Annotated in this window: 17 protein-coding genes; 5 read left to right on the top strand and 12 right to left on the bottom strand. The window is 66.8% G+C overall.

Annotated elements, in window-relative coordinates:
- Positions 1 to 6: 6 nt before the first annotated feature.
- The 5 genes from LL06_RS02860 to uxaC all read right to left on the bottom strand — a co-directional run bounded on the left by LL06_RS02860 (position 7) and on the right by uxaC (position 4,627).
- Positions 7 to 336 carry a cupin domain-containing protein gene (locus LL06_RS02860; protein ID WP_052161145.1) on the bottom strand — a complete coding sequence of 110 codons (330 nt, stop codon included), beginning with the start codon at positions 334 to 336 and terminating at the stop codon, positions 7 to 9.
- Positions 337 to 346: 10 nt separating this feature from the next.
- Entirely contained in the window at positions 347 to 1,627 is a 1,281-nt protein-coding gene (locus tag LL06_RS02855) for a TRAP transporter large permease (protein WP_035521886.1), read from the bottom strand.
- A 2-nt stretch (positions 1,628 to 1,629) separates the two neighbouring features.
- Positions 1,630 to 2,142: a TRAP transporter small permease gene (locus LL06_RS02850; RefSeq protein WP_201772300.1), complete on the bottom strand. Its 513-nt coding sequence runs from the start codon at positions 2,140 to 2,142 to the stop codon at positions 1,630 to 1,632.
- Positions 2,143 to 2,213: 71 nt separating this feature from the next.
- Positions 2,214 to 3,194: a TRAP transporter substrate-binding protein gene (locus LL06_RS02845; protein WP_081963608.1), complete on the bottom strand. Its 981-nt coding sequence runs from the start codon at positions 3,192 to 3,194 to the stop codon at positions 2,214 to 2,216.
- A 26-nt stretch (positions 3,195 to 3,220) separates the two neighbouring features.
- Complete coding sequence (gene uxaC, locus LL06_RS02840) at positions 3,221 to 4,627, bottom strand: glucuronate isomerase (RefSeq protein ID WP_035521881.1); 1,407 nt, start codon at positions 4,625 to 4,627, stop codon at positions 3,221 to 3,223.
- A gap of 94 nt (positions 4,628 to 4,721) precedes the next feature.
- On the opposite strand from uxaC, the gene LL06_RS02835 reads away from it, so the two are divergent.
- Both LL06_RS02835 and LL06_RS02830 read left to right on the top strand, forming a co-directional pair.
- A complete protein-coding gene (locus LL06_RS02835; RefSeq protein WP_035521879.1) occupies positions 4,722 to 5,426 on the top strand; it encodes a GntR family transcriptional regulator in 705 nt (234 codons plus the stop codon).
- A complete protein-coding gene (locus tag LL06_RS02830) occupies positions 5,423 to 6,316 on the top strand; it encodes a sugar kinase (RefSeq protein ID WP_035521877.1) in 894 nt (297 codons plus the stop codon). Before LL06_RS02835 ends, LL06_RS02830 begins: the two co-directional genes overlap by 4 nt.
- Positions 6,317 to 6,345: 29 nt before the next feature.
- Here the strand turns inward: LL06_RS02830 and LL06_RS02825 are convergent, their stop codons facing one another.
- From LL06_RS02825 to LL06_RS02795, 7 genes are all read right to left on the bottom strand, one after another.
- Positions 6,346 to 7,065 carry a FadR/GntR family transcriptional regulator gene (locus LL06_RS02825; RefSeq protein ID WP_035521875.1) on the bottom strand — a complete coding sequence of 240 codons (720 nt, stop codon included), beginning with the start codon at positions 7,063 to 7,065 and terminating at the stop codon, positions 6,346 to 6,348.
- Positions 7,066 to 7,084: 19 nt separating this feature from the next.
- Positions 7,085 to 8,056: a galactofuranose ABC transporter, permease protein YjfF gene (yjfF, locus tag LL06_RS02820; protein WP_035521873.1), complete on the bottom strand. Its 972-nt coding sequence runs from the start codon at positions 8,054 to 8,056 to the stop codon at positions 7,085 to 7,087.
- Positions 8,053 to 9,087, bottom strand: a complete 1,035-nt coding sequence (locus tag LL06_RS02815; RefSeq protein WP_035521871.1) for an ABC transporter permease — start codon at positions 9,085 to 9,087, stop codon at positions 8,053 to 8,055. The genes yjfF and LL06_RS02815 overlap by 4 nt, the downstream gene beginning before the upstream one ends.
- Positions 9,084 to 10,613: a sugar ABC transporter ATP-binding protein gene (locus LL06_RS02810; protein WP_035521869.1), complete on the bottom strand. Its 1,530-nt coding sequence runs from the start codon at positions 10,611 to 10,613 to the stop codon at positions 9,084 to 9,086. Before LL06_RS02810 ends, LL06_RS02815 begins: the two co-directional genes overlap by 4 nt.
- Before the next feature lie 118 nt (positions 10,614 to 10,731).
- Positions 10,732 to 11,694, bottom strand: a complete 963-nt coding sequence (gene ytfQ / locus LL06_RS02805) for a galactofuranose ABC transporter, galactofuranose-binding protein YtfQ (protein WP_035521867.1) — start codon at positions 11,692 to 11,694, stop codon at positions 10,732 to 10,734.
- 302 nt (positions 11,695 to 11,996) lie between these two features.
- Entirely contained in the window at positions 11,997 to 12,575 is a 579-nt protein-coding gene (locus LL06_RS02800; protein WP_035521865.1) for a UbiX family flavin prenyltransferase, read from the bottom strand.
- Positions 12,572 to 14,080 carry a UbiD family decarboxylase gene (locus tag LL06_RS02795; RefSeq protein WP_244447028.1) on the bottom strand — a complete coding sequence of 503 codons (1,509 nt, stop codon included), beginning with the start codon at positions 14,078 to 14,080 and terminating at the stop codon, positions 12,572 to 12,574. Before LL06_RS02795 ends, LL06_RS02800 begins: the two co-directional genes overlap by 4 nt.
- Positions 14,081 to 14,366: 286 nt before the next feature.
- On the opposite strand from LL06_RS02795, the gene LL06_RS02790 reads away from it, so the two are divergent.
- From LL06_RS02790 to LL06_RS02780, 3 genes are all read left to right on the top strand, one after another.
- On the top strand, positions 14,367 to 14,849 hold the full coding sequence (locus LL06_RS02790; protein ID WP_201772299.1) for an SCP2 sterol-binding domain-containing protein: 483 nt from the start codon (positions 14,367 to 14,369) through the stop codon (positions 14,847 to 14,849).
- Complete coding sequence (locus LL06_RS02785; protein WP_035521958.1) at positions 14,849 to 15,826, top strand: peptidase U32 family protein; 978 nt, start codon at positions 14,849 to 14,851, stop codon at positions 15,824 to 15,826. Before LL06_RS02790 ends, LL06_RS02785 begins: the two co-directional genes overlap by 1 nt.
- A 75-nt stretch (positions 15,827 to 15,901) precedes the next feature.
- Positions 15,902 to 16,813 (top strand): U32 family peptidase, encoded by a 912-nt coding sequence (locus tag LL06_RS02780; protein ID WP_035521864.1) that lies wholly within the window; start codon positions 15,902 to 15,904, stop codon positions 16,811 to 16,813.
- The last annotated feature ends 9 nt before the right edge of the window (positions 16,814 to 16,822 follow it).

Here is a 16,822-nt window from a genome sequence, read left to right as displayed (position 1 = left end):
CTCCCTTCAGGAGGTTGGCGTCAGAAATTCATCGCGCCGCGGCGCGAAGCTGTCGATCAGGGTCCCGGGCTCGAGGCAGCGGCAGCCATGGACGACGTTGGAGGGAGTGACGAAGCTCTGCCCCGCCGCGACCTCGAAGCTCTCGTCGCCCACGGTGAATTCGAAGCGTCCGGATTCGACATAGGTCGCCTGCACATGCGGATGGCTGTGCAGCCTGCCCTCGGCGCCTTCGGCCCGGAAGCGGAAAGCCACCACCATCAGCGCCTCGCTGTCGCTCAGCACCTGGCGGGTGACGCCGGGATCGGCCGGCACTTCGGGATAGGTTTTCAACAGCATGTCATCCTCCTCAATGAAACAGCGAGGGCAGCCAGAGCGACAGGAACGGCAGGTACGTCACAAGCATCAGGGTGAAGACGGCGGCGCCGTAGAAGGGCCAGATCGTCCGGATCGCCTGCCAGACGGAGATGCGCCCCACCGCGCAGCCGACGAACAGCACCGTGCCGACCGGCGGCGTGCACAGGCCGATGCCGAGGTTCAGCACCAGTATGACGCCGAAATGCACCGGATCGACGCCGAAGGCGACCGCCACCGGCAGGAAGATCGGCGTGGTGATGACGATCAGCGGCGACATGTCCATGAAGGTGCCGAGCAGCAGGAGAACCAGGTTGATCATCAGAAGGATGATGATCGGATTGTCGGACACGGCCTTGAGCATGGACACGAGCGCGGCCGGGATCTGCAGGAAGGCCAGCAGCCAGCCGAAGGCCCCGGCGCAGCCGATCACCAGCAGCACCATGGCCGTGGTCCGCACCGCGGCCTTCGTCGCCTCGACGAAGCCGGTCCAGCTCATGGTCCGGTAGGCGATGGTCGTCACCAAGAGCGCGTAGACCGCCGCGATGCAGGAGCTTTCAGAGGCGGTGAAGATGCCCGAGCGGACGCCGCCGAAGATGATGACGATCAGCAGGATGCCGGGGATGGCGTTGAGGAAGAGCTGGCCGAACACCAGCCAGCCGGGGAATGTCTCGGTGGGATAGCCGGCCTTGCGGGCGACGAACCAGGCCGTGACCATCAGCGACACCGCGAGCAGCAGGCCCGGCAGGATGCCCGCGGTGAACAGGTCGGCGATCGACAGCCGGCCGCCGGCGGAAATCGAATAGATGATCATGTTGTGCGACGGCGGCAGCATCAGCGCGATGATCGAGGACACGACGGTGACGTTGACCGCATAGTCGACGCTGTAGCCCTTCTCCTTCATCTGCGGGATCATCAGCCCGCCGATGGCGGTGGCGTCCGCCGCGGCCGACCCGGAAATGCCGCCGAACAGGACGGAGGCGGCGATATTGACCTGCCCCAGACCGCCGCGCATGTGGCCGACCACGGCGCCGGCGAGCGCCACCAGCCTGCGGGCGATGTCGCCGCGCACCATGAGCTCGCCGGCGAAGATGAAGAACGGGATGGCCATCAGCGCGAAGATCGAGACGCCGGAATTGAGCTGCTGGAACACCACCACCGGCGGCAGGCCGAGATAGAGCACGGTCGCAAACGAGGCGACGCCGAGGCAGAACGCCACCGGCGTGCCGATCAGCAGCAGAAACACGAATGTTCCGAAAAGAACCCAGACTTCCATGATCAATCTTCCAGGGGGTCGGTTTCGCCGAAACGGGCGGTGGGCATGCCGGCGGCGCGACGGGCGAGACGTTCCATCGAGAACAGAACCATCAGCACGCCGCCGCCGACGATCGGCAGGAAGTCGAAGGCCCCGGATATCCCGAGCGAGGGAAGTTTGACGTCCCAGGCCGACAGGGCGAGCTGCGAGCCGTACCAGACCATGCCGGCCCCGAAGCCCAGCACCACCAGGTCGGACACGCTGTAGAGCCAGAGCCTGGCGGACTGCGGCAGGAAATAGAGCAGCACGTCGAAGCTCAGGTGATAGCCTTCCCTGATGCCGACGGCCGCACCCAGGAAGATGAACCAGCCCATCAGGATGACGGCCGCCGGTTCGCTCCAGACGAGCGAATCGTTGAACACGTAGCGGGCGATCACCTGGCCGGTGATGAAGACGGTCATGAGAATGAGCCCGGCGGCGGCCAGCCACAGCGCCAGGCGCGCGACATGGCGCATGGCCCACGCGACGGATGTCATGGTTTCCTGCACTTGAACCCCCGGAGGAAGGGACCATGGCGGAGGAGCCGCCATGGTCTTTGAGGAAACGATCAGTCGGTGGCCTTGATGCGGGCGACCAGATCCTTGAGCTTGTCGGACGTCACGTGCTTCTCGTAGACGCTGTCCATGGCGGCCATGAAGGGCGCCTTGTCGATGTCGGTGATGACCTCGACGCCAGCGGCGCGGACCTTCTCCTCGGACGCCTTTTCGCGCGCGCTCCAGAGTTCACGCATCACCGGAACGGAATCCTTGGCGGCCTGGCGGACGGCGGCCTGGTCCTCGGCCGACAGCTTGTCCCAGGACGCCTTCGACATCACCAGCACTTCCGGCACGATCAGGTGTTCATTCAGCGTGTAGTAGCCGGCGACCTCGAAATGGCCCGAGGACTCGTAGGACGGCCAGTTGTTCTCGGCGCCGTCGATGACACCGGTCTGGATCGCCGAATAGACCTCGCCATAGGGCATTGGCGTGGCGTTGGCGCCGAGCGCGGTCATCATGTCGACGAAGATGTCGGACTGCATGACCCGGACCTTCATGCCCTTCATGTCCTCGACCGACTTGATCGGCTTGACCTTGTTGTAGAAGCTGCGCGAGCCGCCGTCGTAGAAGGCGAGACCGACATAGCCATGTGGTTCGAAGGCCTTGAGGATCTCCTCGCCGATCGGGCCGTCCATGACATGGTGCATGTGCTCGACGCCCTTGAAGACGAAGGGCAGCGAGACGACCTTGGTTTCCTCGACCAGGTTGTTGAACGGCCCCATCGAGACGCGGTTCAGGTCGATCACGCCGAACTTGGTCTGTTCGATCGTGTCCTTCTCCTGGCCGAGCTGCGCGGAATGGAACACCTCGACGCAGAGGCGGCCATTGGTGCGCTCCTCCAGAAGCTTGCCCATGTGCTTGACGGCCTCCACCGTCGGATAGCCGTCCGGATGGGTGTCGGATGATTTGAGCGTCACCTCGCAGGCAGTGGCGGTCATCGCCATGGCCGCGGTAGCCAGCAGCATGCCGGTCAGTGTCTTCATCAGTTTCATGGTCATTTTCCTCCCAGAAATGGCTCTCAGAGCCGGTAAGCTTGCTTGGCAAGCCGATAGGCAAGGTCATTGGCGACCTCGTAGGCCTCCTCCTCGTCCAGCCGCCCGGTGGCGACCAGCGTGGCGAGAAAGCCGCAATCCACCCGCCGGGCCACGTCGTGGCGCGCCGGAATGGAACAGAAGGCGCGGGTGTCGTCGTTGAAGCCCACGGTGTTGTAGAAGCCCGCGGTTTCGGTCGTCATTTCGCGGAACCGGCGCATGCCCTCGGGGCTGTCATGGAACCACCAGGCGGGCCCGAGCCTGAGCGCCGGATAGGCGCCGGCGAGCGGCGCCAGCTCCCGCGCATAGCTGCTCTCGTCAAGCGTGAAGACGATGATGGTAAGACCGGGCTCGAGGCCGACCGCATCGAGCATCGGCTTCAGCGCCCGGACGTAATCGGTGCGGGTGGGGATGTCGAAGCCCTTGTCGCGGCCGAAGGCGGCCATCACCGGACCCGAATGGTTGCGGTGGCTGCCCGGATGGATCTGCAGCACGAGCCCGTCCTCGAGGCTCATGCGCGCCATCTCGGTGAGCATATGGCCGCGGAACGCATCGGCTTCTTCCGCCGAACACGCCCCTCTCAGCGCCTTGGTGAACAGCGACGCGGCCTGGTCCTGGGCGAGATCCTCCGTGCGCGCGGTCGGATGGCCGTGATCGGTGGAGGTGGCGCCGAACTGCTTGAAATAGGTCCGGCGGACGCGGTGCGCCCGCAGATAGCCCTCCCAGGTCGACGCGTCTTCGCCGGTGAGATCGCCAAGCTGCTCGACATTGCCGGCAAAGCCCGGAAACTCCGGATCCACCACACTGTCGGGCCGGTAGGCGGTCACCACCTTGCCCTTCCAGCCGCTGTCGCGGATCATCCGGTGCCAGCGGAGATCGTCGAGCGGGCTCTCGGTCGTGGCGATCGCCTCGATGTTGAAGCGCTCGTAAAGCGCCCGCGGCCGGAACTCAGGCCTCGCCAGGCAGTCGGCGATATGGTCATAGGCCGCATCCGCCGTCTCTGCCGACAGCCGCGTGGTCAGGCCGAACAGGTCCTCGAAGGCATGGTCGATCCAGAGCCGCGACGGGGTGCCGCGGAAGACATGATAGTTCTCGGCGAACAGCCGCCAGATCTTGCGGCCGTCGGTCTCGGTCGGGCCGCCGTCGGCGCGCGGCACGCCGAGGCTCTCGAGGCTGATCCCCTGCGAGAACAGCATCCGGAATACATAGTGGTCGGGGGTGATGAAGAGCTGCGCCGGATCGGAAAACGGCTGGTTCTCCGCGTACCAGCGCGGATCAGTGTGGCCATGCGGGCTGATGATCGGCTTGTCGGCCACTGTCTGATACAGTTCGCGGGCGATTCCACGGGTGTGCGGATCAACCGGAAACAATCTGTCAGGGGCCAAAATTGCCAACCTAATCCTCCCGCGAAGCCTGCGCCATCAGGCCTTCCAATCAGTCTAGTAAAGTAATATGCTAGTATGCATATTGAGTCAACGGAGCGACCGCATGTCCGTCACGTCCCCTTTGAGGACCCTGGAACCACTCAACCGCCCCTCGGTGGCCGACACGGTGTTTGACGAATTGAACCGTCAGATCCTGTCGCTGGAGCTGCCGCCGGGTACCAAGATGTCGGAGGTCGAGGTGGCCAAGGCGCTGGGCGTCTCGCGCCAGCCGGTCCGGGACGCCTTCTACCGGCTCTCCAAATTGGGCTTCCTGTCGATCCGGCCGCAGCGGGCGACGCTGGTGTCGCAGATTTCCGAAACCGCCGTGCTGCAGGCCCGCTTCATCCGCAACGCCATCGAGGCAGAAACCGTGCGGACCGCCTGCCGGGTGCTGACCGAGGCGGACCACGCCGCCCTCGACCGGCTGATCGAGCGGCAGCGGCAGGCGGTGGAAGCGAAGGATCCCCTGAGTTTCCACACGCTCGACGACCAGTTCCACAAGGAGATCTGCGAACGCTCCGGGCTCGGCTTCGCCTGGGACATCATCCGCGAGAACAAGGCGCACATGGACCGGGTGCGTTTCCTGTCTCTGTCGTTTGCCTCGCAGGACGCCTTCGACGACCATCTGCGGGTGATGGAGGCGATAAGGGCGCGCGACGAGGAGCGGGCCATGCATCACATGCGGCTGCACCTTGCCCGCATCAAGGAACAGATCGTCCGGATCAGGGCCGACAACATGCGCTATTTCGCCGACGAGGCCGACACATGAGGCGGGCGTTCGTCTCGATCGGCGAATGCATGGTCGAAATGGCGCCCTCCGGCGACGGCACCTACAAGCTGGGCTTTGCCGGCGACACGCTCAACACCGCCTGGTACGCGAAGCGGGCCCTGGGCCGCGACTGGGACGTCGCCTATGTCACCGCCGTGGGCGAGGACGAGATCTCCCGCCGCATGACCGATTTCATCGCCGAGGCCGGCATTGGCACCCGCTTCATCCGGGCGGTTCCCGGCAAGACCGTCGGCCTCTATCTGATCCAGTTGAAGGACGGCGAGCGCAGCTTCGCCTATTGGCGGTCGGACTCCGCCGCCCGCCGTCTGGCCGGCGATCCGGCGCTGCTCGCCGCGGCGCTGACCGCCGCAAGCCTCGTCTATTTCTCCGGGATCACGCTGGCGATCCTGCCGCCGGAAGACCGGATGACGCTGCTGGGCGAAATCGCGAAAGCCCGTGAGCACGGCGCCACCGTGGCGTTCGATCCCAACCTGCGCCCGCGCCTGTGGGAGGGAGCCGAGACGATGCGGCGCGCGGTGATGGACGCCGCCGCGGTGAGCGACATCATCCTGCCCTCGCACGAGGACGAGGCGCACGCCTTCGGCGACGCGACGCCGGCCGCGACCGCCGCGCGCTACGGCGATGCCGGCGCCTCCGTGGTCATCGTCAAGAACGGCCCCGGCGAAATCGTCAGCCTCGACGGCGGCGCCATCGGCCGGCACCAGCCGGTGCGGGTCGACAGCGTCGTCGACACCACGGCGGCGGGCGACAGTTTCAACGCGGGCTTCCTCGCCGCCTATCTGGAGCGCGGCGAGCTGGCGCATGCGATCCGGGCCGGCGCGGAGCTGGCCGCAAGGGTGGTGTCAAAGCGCGGCGCGCTCGTGGAATAGTCTGTGGGCGCCCGGGCTTCGGCGCCGCCTCAGCCCAGCTTCTTGGTGATCCGGTCGAAGCCTTCGTGGATCACCAGTTCCATGGCGGAGGCGGCGGCGTCGCCGTCCCTGCGCTCGATCGCCTCGACGATCATCCGGTGCCGGTTGGCGGTGGCGACATGCCGGCCGGGCTCGCCATAGGGCGAGCTCATCTTGAAGCTCGTCACCAGCGCCGCCTCGATCAGGTTTCCGACCGAGAGCATGAACGGATTGCCCGAGGCGCCGTGCAGCGCCAGGTGAAACTTGAGATCGGCGAGCGCGAAGTTCTCGTCCGAATCCGCCCGGCTCATCGCGTCGGCGCAGGCGTAGAGACCGGCGATCTCCTCCTGGCTCGCGCGCTCGGCCGCAAGCCGCGCGGCAAAAGGCTCGATGGCGAAGCGCATGTCGGTGAGGTGCTTGAGAAAGGTCGCGTCGACCCCCGCCTCGATGTGCCAGACCAGCACGTCGGCGTCGAACAGGTTCCAGTTCGACCGGTCGGTGACGCGGGTGCCGATCCGCGCCTTGGGCACGATCATCCCCTTGGCCGTCAGCGTCTTCATCGCCTCGCGCAGCACCGTGCGCGACACGCCGAACCGTTCCGCCAGGTCCACGTCGCCGGGCAGCAGCGTGCCGCTGGCATAGGCGCCGCTGACAATCTCCTCGCCCAACTCGTTGACGACGAAGGAATGCTGACTGCGATTTGCGCGTCCGGAAAAGGTGGCGTTGAGCAAGCGTGTTCTCCCTGGCCGGTTACCCCCCGGCGATGCGTCTTTTGGCTGTCGTCCAGACAAGGCCCTTCTGTAGCACGATGAATGCAAAAAGCAGCATACCAATGAGGATCTTGGTCCACCAGCTCGACAGCGCTCCATCGAAGATGATGTAGGTCTGGATGAGCCCCATGATCAGCACGCCGATCAGCGTTCCCGCCACGAATCCGCTGCCGCCGGTGAGCAGGGTGCCGCCGATCACGACCGCGGCGATCGCATCGAGCTCGACGCCGACGGTGGCGAGCGAATAGCCGGCGGAGGTATAGATCGAGAACACGATTCCCGCCAGACCCGCCAGCAGGCCGGACAGCGCGTAGATCGCGATGGTGGTGCGCCCGAGCGGAACCCCCATCAGCGCGGCGGTCTGGGCGCCGCCGCCGATGGCGTAGACATTCATGCCGAAGCGGGTGCGGTGGGCGAGGATCCCGCCCATGATGAACACCAGGAGCATCAGCCCGCCGATCAGCGTGAGCCTGCCCTTGCCCGGCATCAGCCAGTACAGATCCTGCATCTGGTCGTAGAATTCATGGGTGATCGGCACCGCGTCGATGGAGAGCACATAGGCCATGCCGCGCGCCAGGAACATGCCCGCCAGGGTGACGATGAAGGGCGGCATCTCGAGGAAATGGATGGTCGCTCCCATCGCCGCGCCGAACAGCGTGGCAAGGACCAGCAGAAGCGCGAACACCGCCAGCGGATGCAGGCCCGTGTCGCGCAGCAGGACTGCGATGAACACGCCGGCAAAGGCGATCACCGAGCCCACCGACAGGTCGATGCCGCCGGAAATGATGACGAAGGTCATGCCCACCGCGACGATGCCGAGGAAGGCGTTGTCGGTGAGGAGGTTGCCGATCACCCGCGTCGACAGCATCGCCGGATACTGCGCGTAGCAGACCGCATAGGCGGCGAGGAAGATCACCAGCGTTGCCGCGAGCGGGAGGAGCCGTGCGTTCATGGGGCCACCGTCTCTTTCTGTTTCTCACTGTCGATGCCGGCCGCCTTGTCGCTTGAAAAGAACACCAGCACGGTCCGCATCGTCGGCGACTGCAGCACCAGGATGATCAAGATGATGACCGCCTTGATGATCAGGTTGAACTCCGGCGGGAAGCCCGACAGCAGGATGCCGGTATTGACCGCCTGGATGATCAGCGCCCCGATCAGCGAGGCGATCAGCGAGAAGCGGCCGCCGAGCAGCGAGGTGCCGCCGACAACCACCGCCAGGATGGCGTCGAGCTCGAGCCAGAGCCCGGCATTGTTGGCGTCGGCGCCGCGGATGTCGGCGGCGGCGATGATGCCGGCGAGTGCGGCACAGAAGCCCGAGGTCATGTAGACCGCAATCAGCAGCACCCGCGTGTTGACGCCGGCCAGAGTGCTGGCGCGCAGGTTGATGCCGATCGCCTCGATCAGCATGCCGAGCGCGGAGCGCCGCACGATCAGCGTCACGATCGCCCCCGTGAGCACACCGATGATCACGGGCGTCGGGATCGCCCACACCGACCCCGACCCGAAGAAAATTAGTCCCTCATGGTTGAAGGTGAGGATGGCCCCTTCGGTGATCAACTGCGCGATGCCCCGCCCCGCCACCATCAGGATCAGCGTCGCCACGATCGGCTGGATGCCGAGCAAGGCCACCAGCACCCCGTTCCACAGCCCGCAGGCAAGCCCCGCCGAGAGCGCCATCGCCAGGGTCGGAAAAAGCCCGTAGCCTTCGGTGATGCCCCAGGCCGAGACCGCGCCGCAGATCGCCATCACCGCGCCGACCGACAGGTCGATGCCGCGCGTGGCGATCACCAGCGTCATGCCGATCGCCAGCAGCGCCACCGGCGCGCCGCGGTTGAGAATGTCGATCGGGCTGCCGTAGAGCCGGCCATTGGCGATGGAAATGTCGAAGAAGCCGGGAAACATCACCGAGATCAGGCCGACGATCACCGCGAGCGTGAGCAGCTGCGGCCAGATCCGGCGGGAAAACAAAACCAGCCCGTTCACGCGACGGCCTCCTTCTCGGGCGCGGCGATGGCGCGGACCATGTTGTCGGTGGTGATCTCGCCGCCGCTCAGTTCGGCGACGTGGCGCCGGTCGCGCACGACGAGGACGCGGTGGCTGTAGGCCACCAGCTCGTCGAGCTCCGACGAGATCACCAGCAGCGACATTCCCTGGGCGCAGAGCTCCTCGATCAGCCGGATGATCTCGGCATGGGCCCCGACATCAATGCCGCGCGTCGGCTCGTCGAGAATGAGGAAGGACGGGTTGGTCACCAGCCACCGCGCCAGCATCACCTTCTGCTGGTTTCCGCCAGACAGCAGCCCCACCGGCTTTTCGGCATCGGGCGTACGGATGTCGAGCTTGCGGATATAGTCGTTGGCCATCGCCTTCTGCTCGCGGTCGGGGATGCGGCGCATCCAGCCGATGCGCGCCTGCAGCGCCAGCGCGATGTTCTCGCGCACGGTGAGGTCGGCAATCACGCCGTCGGTCTTGCGGTCCTCGGGACAGAAGCCGAAGCCGGCCGCGATCGCCTCGCGCGGCGACGTGAGCCGCAGGACGGTTCCGTCGCCGCGCCGCGCCTCTCCGCTGTCGTGAGCGGCGACGCCGAACAGCACCTCGGCGGTCTCGGTCCGCCCCGATCCCAGGAGACCGGCGACGCCCACTACCTCGCCCGCCTGGATGGTCAGGTCGAACGGTTCGATGCGGCCCTTGCGGCCGAAACCGGTGAAAGCGAGGCGGGCCTCGCCGGGGCCGGCATGGGTCTTGCCGTGCGAGCGCACCTCCTGTTCGAGTTCGCGCCCCAGCATCATGTTGACCAGCGCCACCCGGTCGATGTCGCGCGTGGCTTCGGTGCCCACCAGGCGGCCATTGCGCAGCACGGTGATCCGGTCGGATATGGTGAAGATCTGGTCGAGGAAGTGGGAGATGAAGACGATGCCGAGGCCGCGCTGCTTGAGCGAGCGGATCACGTCGAACAGCATCTCGACCTCGTGGCTGTCGAGGCTCGCCGTCGGTTCGTCGAGGATCAGCACCTTGCCCGACAGGGTGACCGCGCGGGCGATGGCGATCACCTGCTGCACCGCGACCGAATAGCTCGAGAGCGACCGGCCGACATCGATGTCGAGCCCGTACTGCGAAAGCACCTCGCGGGCGCGGGCGTTCATCGCGCGGGTCGAGATCATGCCGAAGCGGGTTGGCTGGTGGCCGAGGGAAAGGTTTTCCGCCACCGTCAGGTTCGGCAGCAGGTTGACCTCCTGGTAGACGGTGCCGATCCCGTAGCCCTGGGCGTCGATCGTGCCCTTGGGATCGATAATTTCGCCGTTGAGCAGGATGTCGCCGTCATCGCGCCGGTAGGCGCCGGTGAGGCATTTGATCAGTGTCGACTTGCCGGCGCCGTTCTCGCCCAGCAGCGCGTGCACCTCGCCCGCCCGCAGCGAGAAATCGACCCCGTCCAGCGCAACGGTTCCCGGAAATACCTTGCGCACGCCCCGGGCGCGAAGGAGCGGCTGGCTGGCCTCGCTTTGCGGCATCTGGGCCTCCCCCCAAATTTTTCTGAATGGCCGTCGGCGGCTGATGGTCCACTATGACACATCAGCCCTGTGGCGCCAGACGGCGGCCGGGGATGAACCAGCCGCCGTCCGCCACATCTCAGTATCCGAGGTCTTTTTTCTGCTCGTACACGGCCTGCGGATCGTCGGCCTGGGTATAGAGCTTGGACTCGGTCTGGATGAACTTGGGCGGCATGGTGCCGTCCTTCATATAGGCCGCCAGCGCGTCGAAGGCGGGGCCGGCCATGTTCGGCGTCAGCTCCACGGTCGCATTGGCTTCGCCCGCGGCCATCGCCTGGAAGATGTCCGGCACGGCGTCGATCGAGACGACCAGAATGTCCTCGCCCGGCTTCAGGCCGGCTTCCTTGATCGCCTGGATGGCGCCCACGGCCATGTCGTCATTGTGGGCGTAGAGCGCGCAGATGTTCTTGCCGCCGTCCTCGGCCTTGAGGAAGCTTTCCATGACTTCCTTGCCCTTGGTGCGGGTGAAGTCGCCGGTCTGGCTGCGGATCAGCTTGATGTTGGCATGGCCGGCGATGGCCTCTTCGAAGCCCTTCTTGCGGTCAATGGCCGGCGACGAGCCGGTAGTGCCCTGCAGCTCGACCACGTTGCAGTCCTTGCCGGCGAGTTCGTCGACCAGCCACTTGCCGGCGACGCTGCCTTCATGCACGAGGTCGGAGCCAACGGCGGTGAGATAGAGGTCGTCGGACGAATCGACCATGCGGTCGAGCAGGATCACCGGGATCTCGGCTTCCTTGGCTTCTTCCAGAACCGAATCCCAGCCTGTGGCGACCACCGGTGCGAGCAGGATGGCGTCCACGCCCTGGGCGATGAATGACTTCAGCGCCTTGATCTGGTTTTCCTGCTTCTGCTGCGCATCGGCGAATTTGAGATCGATGCCGCGTTCCTTGGCCTGCTGCTGGGTCAGCGTGGTTTCCGCCGCGCGCCAGCCGGATTCGGATCCGATCTGCGAGAACCCGACCGTCTGCGCCAGAACGCTCGACGACATCATAAGCATGGACGCGAGTATGCCCGCCCCAAGAATGGCTTTGCTAGACTTCATGATTTCCTCCCGAAATGAAGGGCTCCTGCCCGGGAGTTAAAAAATCATACTATATTATTTTTGTAAACAGCCATGATGGATCTCTCTCCAAGGCCCGGCCGGCTGGCCGGCACAAGGCAGGTGCGAGCAGCCGGGCCGCGACCGCCGGAGGTCACAAAAACGTTGGACTCAGAGAGACTTGCAAGTGCCCGTAGGTGACCTCGTCGGCGAATTTTGGGGGACGCAGGTCCGCCGAGCCGCATGCCGGCATCATGTCTGACGAGTGGAGATTGCGCCTTCAAGCGTCAGCCCGGCATTCGGCCTCAGTCGGCTTGGTCGCGGGCCTCGCCCGCCCAGGCCTGCGCAACAGGGGCGCCGAGGCGCAGGAGATCGACGGCCCGTGCGGCGATCTGCTCGACCATCTGCTCCATCGACTTCGGGCGCAGGTAGAAGGCCGGCACCGGCGGCATGACGATGCCGCCCATTTCCGTCACCGCCGTCATGTTGCGCAGATGCGCGAGCGTCAGCGGCGCCTCGCGCGCCAGCAGCACCAGCCTGCGGCGCTCCTTGAGCTGAACCCCGGCCGCGCGGGTGAGCAGGTTGTCGTCGAGGCCGAGCGCGATCGCGGCGAGGCTGCGCATCGAGCACGGCGCCACCAGCATACCCGCCACCGGCGCGGAGCCCGAGGCGATGACGGCGCCCACATCCTCGGGAGCGTGGCAATGGTTGCACAGCGCGGCCAGTTCGCTGAGCGCTTCCGGGCCGCATTCCGCCGAAAGCGTGCGCTCCGCGGCCGGGCTGACGACGAGATCGATGCTGGCGCCGAGCGCGCGCAGGTGCCGTGCCGCGGCAAGCGACAGGGCCGCGCCCGAAGCGCCGGAAACCCCCAGGATCACCCTCATTTCGCCCCTCCCAGTCCGGCGATCAGCCGGTCGGCGAAAGCTTCGTTCTCGGCCGACATTGCGATGACCTCGCCCCATTGCCGCGCGGTCTCGGTGCCGATCTTGGTGGTGGCGTCGATCCCCATCTTGCCGGCCAGCCCCTCGATCGGCGAGGCGAAATCGAGATAGTCCATCGGCGTGCGGTCGAGCATCAGCACATCCCGGCCCGGATCCATCCGCGTCGCCATCACCCAGGCGATGTCGTCCCAGTTGCGCACGTCGATGCCGGCGTCGACCACGATGATCATCTTGGTGTAGGAAAACTGCGGCAGCATGCCCCACAGCGCCATCATCACCCGGCGCGCCTGGCCCGGATAGCGCTTGTCGATGGCGACCACGGCGATGCGGTAGGAGCACGCCGCCGGCGGCAGCCAGAGATCGGTGACCTCGGGGATCTGCTGGCGGATCACCGGCAGCACCAGTTCGTTGAACACTTCGGCGATGACCGACGGCTCGTCCGGCGGACGCCCGGTCGAGGTGGACAGATAGAGCGGATTGCGGCGGTGGGTCAGCGCCGTCACCTGCATCACCGGGAACGGCTCGACCGCGTTGTAGTAGCCAGTGTGGTCGCCGAAAGGTCCCTCGGGCGCGGTCTCGGTCGGCGAGACCCAGCCTTCGAGCACCATTTCGGCATGGGCAGGCACCAGGAGCGGCACGGTGCGGGCGGGCACCAGCTCGGTGCGCTCGCCGCGCAGCACGCCCGAAAAGGCGAGTTCCGACACGGTCTCGGGCAGCGGCAGCGTGGCGGCCAGCAGCGTCGCCGGGTCCGCCCCGAGCACGATCGCCACCGGCATCTTCTCGCCCGCCCGCGCCCAGCCGCGATGATGCGCCGCACCGCCGCGGTGCGCCAGCCAGCGCAGGATCAGCCGGTCGCGGCCCATGACCTGCGCGCGATAGACGCCCGCATTGTAGCGCGCCACATCCTGCGCCTCGCTGCCGTGCGGACGGGTGAGCACCACCGGCCAGGTGACGAGCGGCCCGCCGTCGCCGGGCCAGCAGGTCTGCACCGGCAGGCTGTCCAGATCCGGCGCGGTGTCGACCACCTCCTGCACCGGGGCCTTGCGCAACACCTTGGGCCTTGTGCTGAGCGCCGCCTTCAGCATCGGCCAGCGCGACAGAGCGTCGCGCATGCCATCGACCGGGGCGGGCGTGCGCAGGTCCGCCAGAAACTGTCCGAAATCGGCGACCTGTTCGGGCAGAAGGCCCAGGCCCGCGGCAACGCGGCGGCGGGTGCCGAACAGATTGGTGATCACCGGCATCTTCGACATGCGGCCGTCAGCCAGCACCGGCTGGTCGAATCTCAGCACCGGTCCGCCGGCGGCGAGCACCTTCATCTGCACCGCGGTGATCTCATGGCGCGTCGCCACAGGCTGGGCGACCCGCACCAGGTCGCCGCCCGCCTCGGCCCAGTCGAGAAAGGCGCGCAGGGTCGAAAAGACCGGCAGATGGCGGTGGATCGCGTCCAAGATGGCTCCCGTGGCTTGCAGCGCCGCCTCTCGCCTCGGGGGCGCTTCGGCCGCTGCACGAATTTGGGTCAATGCTGGCCGCGCGCGGCAACGAAAGCCGGTTGGCGCGACAGGCATTGGGTCCTGAGGTGTTAGCAGCGCCGTTCGCGCATTGAGTTGACTTAAATCAACCCGACCGCCCCGCCGCCGGATTAGACTCAAGATACGCTCCGGAGTTCACCTTGAGGCCTAAGTGTCCGATATCCATACGCCATTCCCGACCGTTCCGTCGCTGTTGGCAAAGCCCTTGAGCTTTGTACCGCTGGCGCCGATTGCCCAGGCGCTGACGGTGCTGGCGCGGCGGCTGGTCACCCGTCACCCGGGTCTGATCAGCCGCCTCGGCCCCTATGTCGATTCCAGCTTCGCCATCGCGCCGACCGACCTGCCGGTCACGCTGCTGCTGCGCCCGCATCCGACCGCGATGCGCATCACCCTGCACCGCGACCCGCCCAGGGCCGACGCCCGCATCGCCGGGCCGCTGTCCGCCCTGCTCGGCCTGGTGCACGGCACCTGGGACGGCGACGCGCTGTTTTTCTCCCGCGACCTGGTGATCGACGGCGACACCTCCGCGGCGCTGGCGCTCAGGAACGCCATCGACGATTGCGAACTGGATCTCGGCGCCGAAATCGCCGGCCTGTCGGGACCCTTCGGCCGCCTCCTGATGCCCTTCATCGACCTGGCCGAACGCCGGACCGGCATGCCGCTGCGCCGGGCGGAGGCGCGGCCATGATGGAGCTTGTCTGCCCCGCCGGCACGCCTGCGGCCTTGCGCGCCGCTGTCGACGCCGGCGCCCACACCATCTATTGCGGCTTCGCCGACGAGACCAATGCGCGCAACTTCCCCGGCCTCAATTTCAGCCGCGAGGAACTGGCCCAGGGCGTGGACTATGCGCACCGCCGCGGCGCCAAGGTGCTGGTGGCGATCAACACCTTTCCCCGCGCCGGCGCCGAAGGGCTCTGGCACCGCGCGGTGGCGGATGCCGAGACCGCGGATGTCGATGCGGTGATCCTGGCGGATCTGGGCCTGCTCGCGCACGCGGCCGAGCACCATCCGGACCTCAGGCGCCATCTTTCGGTGCAGGCGGCCGCCGCCAATCCGGACGCGATCAACTTCTACGCCACCGCCTTCGGCGTGCGCCGCGTGGTGCTGCCGCGCGTTCTCACCGTGGCCGAGATCACCGCCATCAACCGCGAGATCGACGTGGAGACCGAGGTCTTCGTCTTCGGCGGGCTCTGCGTGATGGCAGAGGGGCGCTGCTCGCTCTCCTCCTACATCACCGGCAAGTCCCCCAACATGAACGGCGTCTGTTCGCCGCCCTCCCATGTCCAGTATGTCGAGACGAAGGGCGCGCTCGACGCCAGGCTGGGCGGATACACCATCCAGCGCAACGCCAAGGACGAGCCGGCGCCCTACCCGACGCTGTGCAAGGGCTGCTTCCAGAGCGGCGACATGACCGGCCATGTGTTCGAGGACCCGAGCAGCCTTGATGCCAAGGACCTGATCCCGGCGCTCGCCAAGGCCGGCGTCACTGCGCTCAAGATCGAGGGGCGGCAGCGCTCGCGCGCCTATGTCGCCCAGGTGGTGCGCAGCTTCCGCACCGCGGTGGAGGCCGTGGCGGCCGGCAGGCCGGTGCCGCCGGGCACGCTCGCAAGCCTCACCGAAGGCCAGGCCGCCACCACCGGCGCCTATCGCAAGACGTGGAGATAGACCGGTCTTAGGAAACCCCCGCGCGTGTTTCCAGGGACCGAGAAACCAAGGACCGCGAAAGAGGATACGAGGCACATGCAACTCACAGTCGGGCCCAACCAGTTCTTCTGGGACGCCGCCATCTGGCGCGATTTCTACCTGCGCCTCGCCGACGAGGCCCCGGTCGACACCGTGGTGCTGGGCGAACTCGTGTGCTCCAAGCGCCTGCCGTTCTACCAGACCCGGTTTCCCGAGGTGATCGAGCGGCTGCAGGCCGCGGGCAAGCGCGTGGTCATGACCAGCCTGGCGCTGATCACGCTCAAGCGCGAACGCAAGCTCACCGAGGACCTCGTCGACATGGGCCTCGAGATCGAGGTCAACGACCTCTCGGCGCTGCCGCACCTGCCCGCCGGCGCGGCCTTCTCCGTGGGCCCGCTGGTCAATGTCTACAATGAAAGCACGGTGCGCTGGCTGCAGGCGCGCGGCGCCCGCAGCATCTGCCTGCCGCCGGAATTGCCGCTCGCCTCCGTCGCCATCCTGGCAGGGGCGGCGCCCGTCGCCATCGAGGCCTGGGCCTGGGGGCGCCTGCCGCTGGCGATCTCGGCGCGCTGCTACCACGCCCGCCTGCACGACCGGGCCAAGGACAATTGCCAGTTCATCTGCAACGCCGATCCCGACGGCCGCGCCGTCGACACGCTCGACGGGGAGAAATTCCTCGCGGTCAACGGCGTCCAGACGCTGTCGGCGACCTGCGCCAACGCCGCCAATCAACTGCCGGGCCTTGCGGCGGCCGGCGTCGCGGCGCTGCGCCTGTCGCCCCAGGCCGAGGGCTTCCTCGACGTCTGCACGCTGTTCCGCGACCTGATCGACGGACGTATCGACGCCGAGGCGCTGTCCGCCGCCGCCCTGCCCCGGGCCCCGGGCGGCCAATATGCCGACGGCTTCCTCACCGGCCGCGCCGGCGTCGACTGGTCGGGCGCGGCGCAACGGCTCGCAGCTAGCAGCTAGAGTTCACTG

It is taken from the genome of Hoeflea sp. BAL378, assembly GCF_000759435.1.
Taxonomy (GTDB): Bacteria; Pseudomonadota; Alphaproteobacteria; order Rhizobiales; family Rhizobiaceae; genus Hoeflea.
The sequence above is the reverse complement of the archived record's forward strand: the minus strand, read 5'-3'. Positions and strand labels throughout refer to the sequence as shown.